At 36.0% G+C, this 15,692-nt stretch carries 16 protein-coding genes; 14 read left to right on the plus strand and 2 right to left on the minus strand.

The genetic code is table 11. The features are described from left to right. Positions 1-8 precede the first annotated feature (8 nt). The 12 genes from MF646_RS09195 to MF646_RS09250 all read left to right on the plus strand — a co-directional run bounded on the left by MF646_RS09195 (position 9) and on the right by MF646_RS09250 (position 11,939). Positions 9-326 (plus strand): hypothetical protein, encoded by a 318-nt coding sequence (locus MF646_RS09195; RefSeq protein WP_250096202.1) that lies wholly within the window; start codon positions 9-11, stop codon positions 324-326. Between the two features lie 779 nt (positions 327-1,105). After that, positions 1,106-2,254, plus strand: coding sequence for a YncE family protein (locus tag MF646_RS09200; RefSeq protein WP_250096203.1), 1,149 nt, complete (start codon positions 1,106-1,108; stop codon positions 2,252-2,254). Positions 2,255-2,729: 475 nt separating this feature from the next. Beyond that, a complete protein-coding gene (locus tag MF646_RS09205) occupies positions 2,730-3,464 on the plus strand; it encodes a cytochrome c biogenesis CcdA family protein (protein WP_250096204.1) in 735 nt (244 codons plus the stop codon). Between the two features lie 129 nt (positions 3,465-3,593). Then, the gene (locus tag MF646_RS09210; protein ID WP_250096205.1) at positions 3,594-3,800 is read left to right on the plus strand and encodes a hypothetical protein; all 207 of its coding nucleotides are present in this window, start codon (positions 3,594-3,596) and stop codon (positions 3,798-3,800) included. Positions 3,801-4,108: 308 nt separating this feature from the next. Continuing rightward, entirely contained in the window at positions 4,109-4,804 is a 696-nt protein-coding gene (locus tag MF646_RS09215; RefSeq protein ID WP_250096206.1) for a response regulator transcription factor, read from the plus strand. After that, a complete protein-coding gene (locus MF646_RS09220; RefSeq protein WP_250096207.1) occupies positions 4,801-6,213 on the plus strand; it encodes a sensor histidine kinase in 1,413 nt (470 codons plus the stop codon). Before MF646_RS09215 ends, MF646_RS09220 begins: the two co-directional genes overlap by 4 nt. Positions 6,214-6,474: 261 nt before the next feature. Beyond that, positions 6,475-6,672, plus strand: a complete 198-nt coding sequence (locus tag MF646_RS09225) for a hypothetical protein (RefSeq protein WP_250096208.1) — start codon at positions 6,475-6,477, stop codon at positions 6,670-6,672. A gap of 2 nt (positions 6,673-6,674) precedes the next feature. Next, positions 6,675-6,929: an SHOCT domain-containing protein gene (locus MF646_RS09230; RefSeq protein ID WP_250096209.1), complete on the plus strand. Its 255-nt coding sequence runs from the start codon at positions 6,675-6,677 to the stop codon at positions 6,927-6,929. 89 nt (positions 6,930-7,018) lie between these two features. Then, entirely contained in the window at positions 7,019-7,261 is a 243-nt protein-coding gene (locus tag MF646_RS09235; RefSeq protein ID WP_250096210.1) for a hypothetical protein, read from the plus strand. Positions 7,262-7,666: 405 nt separating this feature from the next. Further along, a complete protein-coding gene (gene copZ / locus MF646_RS09240) occupies positions 7,667-7,873 on the plus strand; it encodes a copper chaperone CopZ (RefSeq protein ID WP_250096211.1) in 207 nt (68 codons plus the stop codon). Positions 7,874-8,095: 222 nt separating this feature from the next. Then, complete coding sequence (locus MF646_RS09245) at positions 8,096-10,549, plus strand: heavy metal translocating P-type ATPase (protein WP_250096363.1); 2,454 nt, start codon at positions 8,096-8,098, stop codon at positions 10,547-10,549. A gap of 58 nt (positions 10,550-10,607) precedes the next feature. Beyond that, a complete protein-coding gene (locus tag MF646_RS09250; RefSeq protein WP_250096212.1) occupies positions 10,608-11,939 on the plus strand; it encodes a cell wall-binding repeat-containing protein in 1,332 nt (443 codons plus the stop codon). Positions 11,940-12,035: 96 nt separating this feature from the next. Here the strand turns inward: MF646_RS09250 and MF646_RS09255 are convergent, their stop codons facing one another. After that, complete coding sequence (locus MF646_RS09255; protein WP_250096213.1) at positions 12,036-13,310, minus strand: hypothetical protein; 1,275 nt, start codon at positions 13,308-13,310, stop codon at positions 12,036-12,038. Between the two features lie 457 nt (positions 13,311-13,767). Between MF646_RS09255 and MF646_RS09260 the strand changes: the two genes are divergently transcribed. Together MF646_RS09260 and MF646_RS09265 are read left to right on the plus strand one after the other, a co-directional pair. Further along, positions 13,768-13,962, plus strand: coding sequence for a hypothetical protein (locus MF646_RS09260; protein WP_250096214.1), 195 nt, complete (start codon positions 13,768-13,770; stop codon positions 13,960-13,962). Next, positions 13,962-14,480, plus strand: coding sequence for a DUF2269 domain-containing protein (locus MF646_RS09265; RefSeq protein ID WP_250096215.1), 519 nt, complete (start codon positions 13,962-13,964; stop codon positions 14,478-14,480). The genes MF646_RS09260 and MF646_RS09265 overlap by 1 nt, the downstream gene beginning before the upstream one ends. Positions 14,481-15,112: 632 nt before the next feature. On the opposite strand, the gene MF646_RS09270 is transcribed toward MF646_RS09265, so the two are convergent. Then, the gene (locus tag MF646_RS09270) at positions 15,113-15,577 is read right to left on the minus strand and encodes a phage integrase SAM-like domain-containing protein (protein ID WP_250096216.1); all 465 of its coding nucleotides are present in this window, start codon (positions 15,575-15,577) and stop codon (positions 15,113-15,115) included. Positions 15,578-15,692 lie beyond the last annotated feature (115 nt).

Consider the following 15,692-nt stretch of genomic DNA (forward strand, 5'->3'; position numbering starts at 1 on the left):
AATATCATATGTACAGGGGTGCAGACGAAAACGATATCATCACAACCATTACGTATCAAGATTCTATTTTGAAAATTCATTTAGAAGATCGGGAAGGAAATTCACCAGAGTTTTTACCAACACATGAGAAATATATGCACCTGATCGTAGTTAGTGATGATTTGCAAGAGTTTTATCATTTACATCCTGAACAAATTGATTTGTATACGTATGAAGTAACGCTTCCTCTTCGTGATCTTACATCATATAAGGCTTTTGTTGATATAAATTCGAAAGGGAAACATTATCTAATTGAACCGAATGCAATAAAGGGCAATATACTTTAACATACTAATATGAATCTAATTCCTAACAAAAAAAGATAAAGGAGATTAATGGGAAGCAAGTTGAAATGACTCAATCGGAGAAGATGTTACATTTCATTTCGATTTCAAAGGTGAGAAACCTGAACCTTAACGAGGGGCTCTTGGACATGTAGTAATTATTGATGATGAAGTAAAGCAATTTATTCGTGTGCATCCTAATACTATGGGTTGAGTTTAAATTTGCAGATCAAATAATTGCTTTTCCTTTCTGGATAGAAGTAAAGGAAAAGTAAAAGTAAAAGCATGAAATATCAAATCACACCTATCAGAGACTTGAATCTCAAAAATTCTTGTCTTTTTATTTTTGCTTTTAATTCTACAAAGGCTAATGTAAATATTAAACAAATACTAAACAATCTAGTGATTGGATAGAATTAAAAATAATAATCAGCAATGAATTAATAATTGTCTCCATGTACAATATTTGGTTTCTTTTTTGAATCGAAGTTAAATATGAACACAACTTTGAAAAAGCAGCAATCACTCATAGATAGCTAGGAATAAATCAGATGAGGAGGTTTTTGAATATGTTTACTGTATTGTTTGAACTTCTCTAATTTCAAACGATGTAATACAGATAACGACTTTTTTATTACAGATAATTATATAGAAACTATGAAGAAAGCAAGGTAATATATTGAACAAAAAATACTTATTATTTGCTTTTGTGATTGGAATCACATTTGTCCTAAACCCCCTCCTTTTATACTTACATTTATAAAGATCTAGGAGGGAAATAGATGAAAAGAAAAATTTGCTTCATACTTATGATTTTGACGTTTTTACTTTTGCTTGCTGCTTGTGGACAGAACGCTGAAAGCATGATGACTAACGAAGAAAATGCTAATGCAGAAAACAAGTTAAACGATGATATGGAAGAAACAGTAAAAGAAGTGGACGAAGGGGATAATGATTTCGAAGAAGAGTACAATGTTGTAGTCGGAAATGAAAAGGATGGGACTATGTCTGTCATTTACTATCCAGAAGAAAGGCAAGAGCTTGTTTACCTTGATGGGGAAGCACATAATCTAGAAGTCAATGTTGAGTCTCAATTAATTTGGGTAACCATTAATCCGCCACATGGCGATAATGAAGATGAGGAACATAGTCATAGCCATGAAAATGATGGTAACGAAGAAGAAGATAAGGTAAAACAAGAAAAGGTTGTAGCATATGATATAAACACACTAGAAAAAGTCGAAGAACATCAGGTAGGGAGCCACCCTGCTCATGTAACGGCCACAGAGAATGGTGAGATCGTTGTCGTAACTAATTCAGGTGATAATTCTGTCACGGTTATTAATAGAAAGACAGATGAAGTTGTTAATGTAGAAGTGGGAGAATATCCGCATGGAGTAAGGATATCACCCGATCAGCAATATGCTTATATAGCGAATATGCAAAGTGCTGATGTTAGCATTATTGACTTACAATTGAATGAAGAAGTTAATCGAGTACATGTAGGAGAGGGTGCTGTTCAAACTGGATTTTCCCATGACGGAAAGTATGCCTTTGTTGGATTGCATGTTGATAACCAACTAGCTGTTATTGATACTTCATCACAAGAAGTAATCAAACACATTAATGTTGGAGTAGGTCCGGTACAAATGTTTGCTAGTTACAATAATCAATATGTCATTGTTGCAAATCAAGGAAGTGAAGAGAACCCATCAGATACGATCTCTATTATAGGACTTGATACATTAGAAGTTGAAAAGGAGCTTTCCTTAGGAAAAGGGGCACATGGTATCGTTATTTCTAAGGATAGCAAATATGCCTTTGTAACAAATATGTTTGAAGATACGGTTTCCGTTGTTGATTTAAAAAAGTTAGAAGAAGTTAAACGATTAGATGTAGGGGAATACCCTAATGGAATTTCTATAAACTAGAGGAATAGCCTTAAGAAGTTGTAGGTAAACTTTTTAAGGCTTTTGCATTGTTAAATTGTTAATATATATGGCCCCCTAAATTCGGCTGCCAGCGCAAAAGCAGGCTTTACAATGGTTCCCGTTTTCTTACTAGAGAATTTGTCTGACAGTTCTTGAGAAGCTATTTCTATACCTTTAATAGAACCTCTAATAAATAACACCTCGACGATAATCCTTTCTTCGAGGTTCTTCTTGCTTACTATACAATTTTCATTGTCACATGAAAGAATTTTTTCTCGGTGCTTGTCGAAAAAATCTATATAAATTTCGCATTTTTAAAATTTTTTCTTCATAGTTTCATCACAATTCTTCGTTACAATTGCAAAATATTGAATCATTTTTATCAATTCTTACGGCAGTAATTAAGTGAAAAAGTGAAAATTCTATTAAGGAAGCTTCATGAAATTGTTGTTTACTATAAAGCGAGGTTCGTAATATGTATGATGTATTTAATTCTATTAGCAGATTATTATATGATCCTTTGATTCAACTAACGTATGGTTTTGAACATATTCCGATATTAGCAGCACTTGTTATAGGAATTCTAGCAGCCGCTGCTCCGTGTCAATTTACCGGAAATGTAGGAGCCATTACACTCTATGGGAATCGGTCTATCCAAAAAGCTATTCCATGGTCAGAAGTCATATTCTTTCAACTTGGGAAAGTAGTTGTTTTTTCGGGGTTAGGATTACTAGTGTGGATATTAGGTTCTGAATTTCAACAAGAACTAATTGGTTATCTTCCATGGATACGTAAAATACTTGGGCCCATTTTTATCGTAATCGGTCTTTATTTAGTTGGACTCATCACATGGAAATGGTCTATCGGTCTAAAACAAAAAGAAGCTGGTGATAAAAGAAGAGGCAAATGGGGGGCATTTCTTTTAGGAAGTAGTTTTTCATTAGGGTTCTGTCCAACCATGTTCTCAATCTTTTTCTTTTTGCTAATGCCGCTAACCCTTTCTACTTCATACGGATTTATTTTACCAACTGTGTTTTCGTTTGGTACATCGATTCCTTTGTTCATTACGATGTATCTCATCTGGACTTTTGGATTAAACGGGACACTTTTGAAAAAAGGAAGAAACATCGGAAAATGGATCCAGCGAGTTGCAGGTTTTTTTCTGATCATCCTTGGGATTTTAGATACGATAACTTATTGGGGGATTTAAGAAAGTATGTGCATTTTTTAAACCATGATCTTAACCTAAAAGAAAAGTTTATTTGAGGTTTTTTCTTCAAAATTTCAACACATTTATCCTTTACAATATAAGTAGTTTAAAAATAAGGAGGTATTGTCTATGGAAAATTTAACTTACTATCTTCCACTATTATTATGTCCTTTAATGTTAGTGATGTTATTTTTCTTTATGAAAAGAATGTCTGATGGAAATAACAATAATAAGAGTGAACCGAATGCAAATGATTTACAAAAAGACATGAATCACTTAATGGAGCAAAATCAAAAATTGATGAAAGAAATTGATACTTTAAAAAGGTCACCATAACGGAGGGGATTAGGTTTGAAGGAATTATCAATTTTTGTTCCGATCATACTTATATTCTTACTAATAATTGCGATGATGATTCACTCTTATGCTAATATCAAAAGAAATCCAGAAGTTTTTAAACTATGGATTAACAAACCGGAAGATCCCTTTGGTAAACGGGAAAAAAGAACCTGATATTGTTGAAAGAATTTTATCGTAAGATCAATCAGTGGAGGAGACTTTTAATTGAGTACCTCCATTTTCTTCTTTTCAAGTAGATTTGTGAGTATAAGATTATATTCTTTTATAAGAGAAGAGGCAAAAACATGAATACTAAAATTCTAATTGTTGATGACGAATGGAATATGAGAAATTTAATCCTAATTCATTTATCCAAGCAAGGTTTTCACATAGTGGAAGCTATTAATGGGAAAGAAGCACTTAAAGAAATGAAATGTCATTCATTTCAACTTGTTATTTTGGATGTTATGATGCCAGAGATGGATGGGTGGGAAGTGTGTGAAGAAATTCGAAAAGAAAATTTGTCTATACCTATTTTAATGTTAACAGCTAGGACGGATACCACAGACAAGGTGAAAGGACTCGATATTGGTGCGGATGATTATTTAACAAAACCGTTCAAACCAGAAGAACTTATTGCGCGGGTGAATGCATTATTAAGAAGATCCGTAATAAATCAAACAACGCAAACAAAACAACTCCACTTCCACGAGCTGAAAATGGATGTGGATGATCATAAAGTTTTTGTTCAAGACAATCCCGTTCATTTAACCCCTAAAGAATTTGAGTTATTAAAATTTTTACTATTAAATCCTAAGCAAGTGTTTAACCGAGACCAGTTACTTTTGAAAATTTGGGGAGTGGATTTTCTCGGAGATGAAAGAACGGTTGATTCTCACATAAAAAGTATTCGTTTAAAATTAAAGAAAGAAGGGCTGAGTTTTACTATCATCGAAACGGTTTGGGGTGTTGGCTATAAGTTGAAGGAAATAGACACATGAGATTGAATCGAATTGATGTAAAATTAGGGCTGACAATGATTACCGTTTTTTTATTAGTTTTCGCACCTTTTGTTTATGTCATTGATCAGGTTTTTTGTAATTATTATTACAATAAGGCAAAAGAGGAAGCTCGTCAATTAACGTCAAATTATGCACAGATGATAGCGAATAATCAAATGTTAATGTCAACGCCAATGGTCGAAATGGCAGGAAATATTACACAAAAAATAATCTTCTTACTAGACAAAGATGGAGATATGATCATGTTTACAGGTACGGATGATCTGGAAATAAACATTAAAGAGTTCGACTTGCAAAACCTTTTTGAAGGAAGGCCTGTTTTCTACGAATACGTAGAACCGCTCACTGACAATCCTTATCTTTTGTATGGTCATCCGATAAATGCTGATCAATTCAAAGGTAGTCTGTTCATGTTATTTCCACTTAATGATATGTATGATTCGATGTCTAAGGTAAGACAGTTGTTTCTTCTAGCTGGTGTTGGAGGTTTCTTTCTAGCTCTTGGATTTACATTTATTGCTTCAAGAAAGCTCTCGTCACCTTTACTTGAAATGCAGGCTGCAACGAAAAAGATTGCCAAAGGGGATTTAAATACAAAAGTGATTGTACGATCAAAAGATGAAATCGGTTCTCTAGCTGTTGGCATTAACAACCTAACTCAGGAACTAAAGAGACACCATGATACAAGAAGTGAATTCTTTGCTAGTATTTCTCATGAATTAAAGACACCGGTTTCATATTTAATGGGTTATTCGGAAGTCTTGAAAGAAAAGCTGTATCAGACGGAGGAAGAAAAAGAACAGTATTTATCAATCCTTGAACATGAAGCAACTCGATTAAATTCTCTTATATCAGAACTATTTGATTTATCTAAGATGGAAGAAGGGAAGTTTGAAATAAAGAAGGAGTGGATCGATTTAACAGAACTTGCCGATAATCTCGATATGAAATATTTATTAAAAGCAAAAGAGAAAGGGCTATCATTTATATTTAAAGTAGATGAAAACATTTCCTTGTTTTATGGAGATGGGAAACGTATTGAACAAATTCTTACCAATTTATTGGATAATGCGTTTAGGCATACGACTAACGGACAGGTAACGTGTGAGTTCAAACAAGGTGAAAATCAAGTTTTCGTTATTGTTAAGGATACCGGAACCGGTATTCCTGCCGACGAAGTTCCATTTATTTTTGAACGGTTTTACCGTGTTGAAAAATCTCGTTCAAGGGAATTTGGAGGGACAGGATTGGGGTTAGCCATCGTTAAAATGTTAGTCAAATTACACGGTGGTACAATAGAAGTAACTAGTAAGGAAAACGAAGGAACCCAATTTACCCTTTCTTTTCCTAACGAATTTTTGAAAAAGGAGAGGGGAGAACAGATATGAAGTGGATAGACTGGGTCATTGTTAGTCTACTTTTACTTATTGGGTTAGTTTGTTTAAGTATGTCCTTAACATTAACGACCGACGAAAATTTTATCATCTCTCTCCTGAAAATTTGTCTTTGGGTAGGTATACCATCTCTAATGATCGGACTAATCTTTCTGATGTTCAAAAGAAAGTAAGCAATTCAAGGAGAAAAAACAGGATGTGTGTAACTAGTGTTGACAAAAAAAGATAGATTTACTTGGGGGGCTTATTCTTTTTATGACAATATTCATTTCATTGGTAAACGGAACTGTTGTTGAAGCCCATTCAGAAATAAAAGAAATAAGTCCGAGAATCAGTGAAATATTGGACTTTTCACCGGAACATATTAGTGTCATGTTTGCTAAGCCTGTAGAAGTCTATTCAGAGTCTTTATTTGAGGGAAACCATATAGTTGAAATAATTGGAGGTGTTTAATCATGATGATGAACTGGGGAATAATGAATATCGGTATGATTTTGTATATGGTCTTAGTAATTCTTATATTAGGTTCAATCATTTATGGTGGATTGGTATTAGTCATGAGACTCTTAAAGAAGAACAATTCAACCGTTGTCATTCAAGATCATGAACAAGATACATCACTTGAAATCTTAAAAGAGAGGTTTGCAAAAGGGAATTTAACGCAAAATGAGTTCGAGCAAAAATATACGTTCTTAAAAGGAAAAAATTAAATTATATCAGTAACTATCACAATTTCATCAAAATTATAGTTTAAACTATAAATGTAAATAGATAATACACTTTTAAAGGAGTGAATAACATGCGAAAAAAAACGAAAATGTTACTTTTTTCATTCGGGTTATCTTCTGTCTTAGTCGTAGGAACAATGGGGTTTTCAGGAGTATCTCAAGCTAATGAAGACCATGGTATGATGAATATGATGAATGGTAATGGCATGATGAATATGATGCAAGGTATGAATTCCTTAGAAGGTGAGGAAATGATGGAAGCATGCAGTAACTTTATGGAATCATATGGAAATAAAGGGGCTGAAACAAATTAGGAGCTCTAATAAAAGCTTTCAAGTATAAGAGGAAGGAGAATCCGAGACTGCTGAAAATATAAGGTCTATGAAGTGCAATAAAATTAAAAAGATTAGGGAATGATTTTAAACATTCTCTAATCTTTTTTGAGTCTTACAAGAGCAAATTAATAGGTCATTTCTAACTCATTAATGTGATGATTCGTTTCATATTCACTACGAAGATCGTCGTTGCAATCTGTATGTGCGTGGCTAAGAGACCTTGGGAATGACTTTTTTCAAAGCCATGGCGATTCTTTAGTTAGTAAGGATGCTTCTCATCTATTCAATTAATTTTCACATTTAAATAAGCATTCGGGTTTATTACCGTAGGGGGGTATGGTAAAATTAATTTGAAAAGAAAAAAGATTTTGGGAGGATGAAAAAATGGAACAAAAAACATTAAAAGTTAACGGAATGTCATGTGGGCATTGCATTAGTACGATAGAAAGTAATATTGAAAATTTAAATGGTGTCAACTCAGTAAAAGTTCTACTGTCTGAAGGAGAAGTAAACCTTAATTATGATTCTAATGTTATTTCATTAGATCAAATTATTCATGAGATTGAAGACCAAGGATATGATGTAGAATGAAATAGTTGGATAGAATCATAGAAGTGAGGTCGCACGATTTTAGTACGACCTTCTTCACTATTTTCATTAGCTATATCAAAATGAAGATACTTATAGAAACAAAGAAGAATTTGTGATGTATCTCACATATTTTCTTTACATTCTTTTGGTAATCTATAGGGGAAATATGATCACAATAACAGTATTATTCGAATTGTAAAGGAGGGGAATCAGGTGAGTAAGATGATATTTTCGGTAAAAGGAATGACATGTGCCTCTTGCGTCAATCGCGTTGAAAAGATGATCTCAAAAGTAGAGGGTGTTCGATCTGTTAATGTAAACCTGGCAGCCAATCAAGCTCAAGTTGAAGCGGATGAAACAATAGAAATGTCTGAGGCAATTATAAAGGCTATTGAGAAGGCTGGATATGATGCTAAGCCTATTGATAACGATGGTCGAAGAAAGGTTCTGTTTTCTGTCAAGGGAATGACATGTGCCTCTTGTGTTACTCGTGTGGAAAAGGCTATTGCAAAAGTAGAGGGTGTACAATCTGTTAATGTGAACCTCGCTGCTAATCAAGCTCAGGTTGAAGGAGAAAAAGGAATATTAGATCCCGAAGCTGTTATAAAACGAATTGAAAAGATAGGATATGAAGCATCAATTATCAATGAAAATGAACAGAGAAAAGAATCTGATGAGCAAGAGGTAGAAACGAGAAAGCTTTTAAAAGATTTTACAGTAGCAGCCGTCTTAACAACCGTTGTGTTAGTTGGTAGCATTCCCCACATGATGCATGGCTGGGGAGCATGGGTACCGACATTTTTGTCTAATCCTTTATTCTTACTTGTGTTAACGAGTTACATCCAACTCGTACCTGGATGGAGATTTTACAAAAATAGCTATAAGGTATTAAGAAATGGATCAGCAGATATGAATGTACTAGTAGCAATGGGTACGTCAGCTGCGTGGCTTTATAGTGGTGCGATGACGTTATTTCCGGATCAGCTTACGGCAATGGGCTTCCCGTACCAACTTTATTACGATGTCACAACCGTTATTACGACGCTTATCCTCTTAGGACGTTACTTTGAAGCGAAAGCAAAAGGGCAAACCTCTACGGCAATTAAGAAATTAATGAGTTTGCAAGCAAAAACAGCCAGAGTGAGTAGAGATGGAAATGAACTCGAAATTTCTGTTGATGAAGTAAAGATTGATGATGAGATCATTGTAAGGCCAGGTGAACGTATTCCTGTCGATGGAGTCGTCACGAAAGGTAGATCTACGATAGATGAATCAATGTTAACCGGTGAGTCTATCCCAGTAGAAAAAGTATCTGGAGATGAGGTTATCGGTGCGACTATTAACAAATCTGGAAGTTTCCGTTTTCGTGCAACAAAAGTAGGGAAAGAAACGGCACTCGCACAAATTATTCGAATGGTTAATGAAGCTCAAGGTTCCAAAGCTCCCATTCAACGTGTCGTTGATTTAATTTCTGCTTACTTTGTACCGGCAGTCTTACTAATAGCGGTAGTCTCATTTATTGTTTGGTATTTTGTCGGTCCGGATCCAAGTCTGATTTTAGCATTAACTACCTTTATTGCGATTCTTATTATTGCTTGTCCTTGCGCGTTAGGTTTGGCAACACCAACAGCCATCATGGTTGGTACAGAAAAAGGAGCTGAAAATGGCATCCTAATTAAAAATGCTACAAGTTTAGAACGTGCCCATAAAATTAAGACCGTTGTTTTAGATAAGACAGGTACCATAACGGAAGGCAAGCCAAAACTAACAGATATCATTACAACTGACATAGTAAGTGAACAGGAACTATTGCAAGTCGCTGCATCAGTTGAAACTGCATCAGAGCATCCATTAGGTGAAGCCATTGTGGAAGCTGCCAAAGAAAAAGACCTTCCTATAAATCACCCTGAATCTTTCGAAGCGATTGTTGGTCACGGATTACTTGCCTCATTAAATAACAAAGAAGTCTTAATTGGTAACATCAAACTGATGAGTAAATACAATATTGATTTGGGGTTATACGAAGAAAAAGCAATTGCATTAGCTGATCAAGGGAAAACACCCATGTATGTTGGGATTGACGGGGAATTTGCAGGGATCATAGCAGTAGCTGATACATTGAAAAAAGGAACCATCACAGCTATCAAAGCCTTAAAATCGATGGGCATTGAAGTGATTATGTTAACAGGCGATCATAACCGAACGGCCAAAGCGATAGCAATGGAAGCCGGAATCGATAACTATATTGCTGAGGTGTTACCTGAACATAAGGCAGAAGAAGTAAAAAAACTACAAGGAGAAGGAAAAATGGTTGCTATGGTCGGTGATGGTATAAATGATGCTCCTGCACTCGCTCAAGCCGATGTAGGAATTGCGATTGGAACAGGTACGGATGTTGCAATGGAAACCGCAGATATCACTTTGATGCGTGGTGATATTAAAAGCGTTGTAACGGCCCTCAGACTATCTAAATCAACGATGAAGATGATCTGGCAGAACCTTGGGTGGGCGTTTGGATACAACATTGTCTTAATTCCAGTAGCAGCGGGTTTACTATATCCTCTATTTGGAATTTTGCTAAATCCGATGTTAGCTGGAGCGGCAATGGCATTTAGTTCTGTTTCAGTTGTGTTAAACACTTTAAGACTTAAAAAATTCAAGTCAACGATTGAGTAGAGTTGATTTGGATAAGATAAAAACAGGAGATATAAAAGAAGTTAATGATTAGAAAGGAATGGATAAATTGAAAAAAGCAAAAGCTACTAAGTTGATGTTAATTGTATCTTTCTTACTTTTAAGTATGCTCCTTGCCGCTTGTACCCAAGCCGAAGAAGAACATGCAGGGCATGGAAACGATCAGGATATCGATCACGGCGAAGAAATAGATCATATGGACGAAGAGATGGATCATGAAGGGCACCATGGTGACTCAGTTGACGTAGATAGATCTAATTTAGAACAGGAAGCGGCAAAAGCTCCGGAGAACCTTAATGATTTAGCAACTGATGAATTAAAGGTCGTAAATACTAAGAACATTACTCGAATAAATGAGGATGATCCTATCCAATTATCCATTCACGTATCACAAACTGTTTGGCCAGCAACCCATGAGGAAAACCAACCTGGAACAGTTATTTTGGCTCCGTTAAAGCAATGGCAATATTCCTTAGCCGCTCTAACACTGGTTCACCATCCTAATGATGGTCCTTTGATGTATTGGGACGGAGAAATTTCTGACGATGTCTTAAATGAACTCAATCGACTACAACCAAAAGGCAATAGTGAAGACACTCAAGTCCTCGTGGTTGGCGATCTTCCAGAAGCAGAATTAAATAAATTAAACGCCTACAATGTTGAACAAGTACAAGGTGCAAATGCAGCAGATTTTGCAAGGAATATTGAAGAAAAATTCACAGAAACCATTAATAAAGTTCATCCGAGTGTAATCATTGGTTCTTCAGAGGAAGACGCAAAAGAATATACAATAACTGTTGGAAATTGGATTGCTCACATGAATGAATCTTTACTTTATGTTGATAATGATGGGATTCCACAAGAAACTATTGATGCTCTTAATGCAAGAGAGAATGGGGTAACGATCTATCTTGTAGGACCAGAAGATATTATATCTGATGAGATTGCTCAAGAGTTAGAAACGTATGGAACGGTTCACCGAATTGAAGGGGATAATCCAGTAGCTCAATCCATTGAATTCGCCTCATATAAAGATGCTGAAACAGGATTTGGTTGGGGAATTACTAGTCCTGGGCACGGTTTTGTGTTTTCATCAACTAATACACCTGAACTTGCCATTGCGGCTGCTCCTTTTGCTCATTTAGGAAAGCATGCTCCAATGATCTGGTTAGATGAAGGTGAAATCACAGATGAAGTTTATCAATACCTAGCAACTGTTAAGCCTGCTTTTAGTGAAGATCCTACAGAAGGTCCATATAATCATGGTTTTATGATAGGAACATTTAAGGATATTTCATTTACAACTCAAGGCATACTAGATGAAAAGCTAGAAATTGTATCATTAGGCGGAGACGACCACGGAGGACATTAATAAATGGAGGAGAGGTTGGTATACCAACCCCTCCTTTTAAGATTCGGATTTCAAGACTATGCATTAGAATTTCAGAATTAACTTACGGATACCTCATTAAGGTGAACTAAATTCAATATCATCGGGAATTTCAAACACCGCATCGGGAATGATTTCTCCTACATTATGAATGGAGACTTGTAATTCTCCACTAGAAAATGGAATTTTGTGTTCTCCTGCTCCGTACTGTTCTGCCCATCCCCCTGTTTCTATGGCAACTTCTAAAATTCCAATATCTTCTGGTCTCACATTCACTATTTTAGACCAAACAAGCTCCATGTCAGCATCTAGTTCTTCCATATATAAAGTCTGATCGTCGTAACGGTATATGTTGTTCAGAACCTTCTCCCCTGATATTTCGGTCATTTGGCGAAAGTATGGTGCACTGTCAAGGTTTTTTGCCCAAATGTAAATATTCTGGTTTTCTTCATGGATAACCATTTCAAAATTTTGTGCATAATCTTCTGCGGCCTGGGTAAACTCGGGTGGTTCTTTTATCGTTCGATTGTCAAAATACGCAACCGTTCCCGTCATTAGCACTAAAGGCATTGCAAACATTATGGCTATACCAATTACTGCAGCTACCTGGATAATACCATTCTTTTGTTTGCGTCCTCTCCGATGGAGTACAGTCTTAGTAAAGGCGCACGCCTGAAGTAAAACGACAAAAATAGCCATCCCAAGAAAAACATATAAGAACCAAATTGGAGGATACGCCCGCCAGTTAGGAGGCGAATATTGAAAGAAATAAAAAAGATACAATACACCGCGAATCATAACAATATAGAAAATAACATGTACTAATGTGGTGTGAAGCCACTTCCACGCAGATGCTCCGAGTAACTTTACTGCTCCGTCAAAAGAAGTAACGACAAGTAAGATGATCATAGGAGCTATTATAAGTCCCATCATGTTCATTATGCCAACTTCTGGTCTAAAGAGAATATATCCACCTACGTCTTCCATATATTCAAATCCAAATAATCTTGCCACATCCCAGCGCGCCCAACGGTCCCATATAGCGTAACCATGTCCGAATGATAACACAGCAAACCATATACCCAATTCACGCCTCCAAGAATACAATCGTTTAATAGGGGGCCATAGTGTGGCAGCTGGTGAAATGATTAGGGTAAGGAAAAGAAGAACAAATGCAGCATGTGCCCATGCCCTCCAAAATGGATGATCAGCTCCCCAATCTGGGAATAAAGCAGGAACAACCCCCCATGCTGAATAGGATAGATAAAACAAATAAACCAATATAGCGGAAAATACCGCTACGCCTAGATGTCGAATAAAAATTAACCTTCTACTTTCTATGCCATAGATCATAATACATCTCCTATACTTTTTGAGGCTATAAAAGTCTGACAAATCAGCTATATACATATTTTGAAAACGTAACTTTTGTAAGGACCTTAAATGTCAAGATGAGGATATTAGCTACTATTCGTTCTTGTTTGCTTTATATCTTTTTAGCTATTCCTCTCTTAAGGTAGTCATCACAAAAATCTAAGTTTCCTTGATTTCGCCTCTGGATTTTATATTCTAACCACATATTATAAATAAATTTTGTAGAAAGTTTGTAGAACGACACGTTTGTGTATCCTTGATGATTAATTAGTGATAGTTTTGTTAGTGGAATTGGAAGGAGGATATAAACATATGAAAGAGAAAAATTAGTAAACCATCTGGTCTTTGAATAGCTAAAAAGAGAAATTCTATTCATCGAATGTTCATAAAAAATTGTTATACTTAACTGTAGATTTTATATTTGGAGGTTACCTAAATGAAAAAGTTTTCATCAGGCACTAAAACTGAGAAGGATATGGAAAAATCGGGCTCTGATTCTAACCATAGAACACCAACCTGGGTTAAGGTAATAGGAATCATTGTGATCCTCATAGCTGTACTAGTTATCATCATGATCTTCACCGGCGATCATGGACCAGGTCGCCATTTACCTTCCGGAGGTAGTTATTAATGATCATGGTACCATGGTTTCGCAAATTAACACTCACGATACATATTACATCGACAGTTGGCTGGCTGGGAGCGGTATTTGGATACATAGCTCTCGTAATAGCTGCATTGATAACGCAAGATGTTCAAATGGGGCGAGTTGCGTGGAGTGCTATGGAGATTATTGGATGGTATGTCATTGTCCCATTAGCACTCGTTTCTTTTCTAACTGGGCTTGTCATGTCACTCGGGACCGCCTGGGGCTTATTTAGGCATTATTGGATTCTCTTTAAACTTCTTCTTACCATAGTTGCAACTGTTGTTTTGCTTTTAAATATGCCGACAGTTAGTTATCTAGCGAATGTCACCCATCAGACTGGTGCTTTTAACTTTGATGGTCTGTGGGGCCAACTTCTTCATGCTGGGGGTGGATTAGCGGTATTGTTTTTAACTACGATCTTGTCAGTATACAAACCACGGGGGATGACGAGATATGGGATACAGAAACAGGAACAGTTGCGAAAACTCTCCCAACAGTAACCGTTACTGTGCAAGTGTTTGGAATGAAAAAGTAACTTACTTATAACGTATTGGTTTCATGAACGCTTCACTTTGGATAAGGAAACAAAAAGTAGATCTCTATGGGTAACGGACTTTTACGTAATATAGTCCGTTATCCTATAATTCATGAACATGGTCATCATCTAAATTAATTAATTCGACTCCTTCTGCCGCTTGCACAATAAGTATGTCTTCATCGTTAGTTCTTGCTCACTCCTTCCGGTCCACTCCGCTAATTCCTCAAGCGTAGGATTTCTCCCTTTCGTAATATTAACGTTCTGTATTATCTGTTTAACTTTACGTTCCATATCGTTCATTTTAAACGCTCCGTTATCGTTTTATTTATTATTATATGCGAAAATGTGTTCATATGCTGGTGGCGTGCTTCTCTCGACGTTTCTCGTGCAATTAACTTTACTATTGCGTATGGGTTTTTTATAGAAAAAGGCGCTCTAAGGCTTCCTTACTATTATTTATCAAATACGTTCTTCAGTGGACTAAATTTATTGTGCTGCTTTACTACGTTATCGCTCGCCATATTTACATAAAGTCGTACCATTGATATATCGGAGTGGCCTAGTATTTTTTTGAAACTAAACGGATCGCCGGCATTATGCGTTGTAATTCATCGGGAGTAAGAGCTTCAACTTGCTCAAGTGGCTGCTTAATAGGTTTAAACTTTTCGTGAATGGCTTCGTCAAATAGTCCTCGTTATAACACCAACGCAAGAAGGCTCGAACTGTTCTTATGCGAATATTTATCGTTGAATTCATAAGTTTATCGATCATGAATCGTATATAATCAATAAATGGCTCTGACGTTATTTCGTTGTGTAACAAGTCACGAACGCCCTTATGTTCTTCAAGCCAGTTACAAAACCAATCGAAATGAGTGACGTAATCAGCCATTGTTTTACGTGCCAATCCTTCCGATTTTTTAACTACCATAAATTTATCGAATAGCTCCGACATTCCAATTTCCCGAATACTATTTGTATTAAAACGACCGCTAGCATACTTACGCGTACCTACTTTCTTTTTAGGTCGCTTACACTCCACCTTACCTTTTAACGCCATAATAAAAAAACTCCTGCAATATGATCGCAAAAGGTCGAATTTACTACGTAATTATGTATTTGTTCCACGCGGTCACAGCAAATAGTTCCGTGACGGTTTCGAAAAATCCAGCTAT

This window comes from Halalkalibacter alkaliphilus (genome assembly GCF_023555415.1).
Lineage (GTDB): Bacteria > Bacillota > Bacilli > Bacillales > Bacillaceae_D > Halalkalibacter > Halalkalibacter alkaliphilus.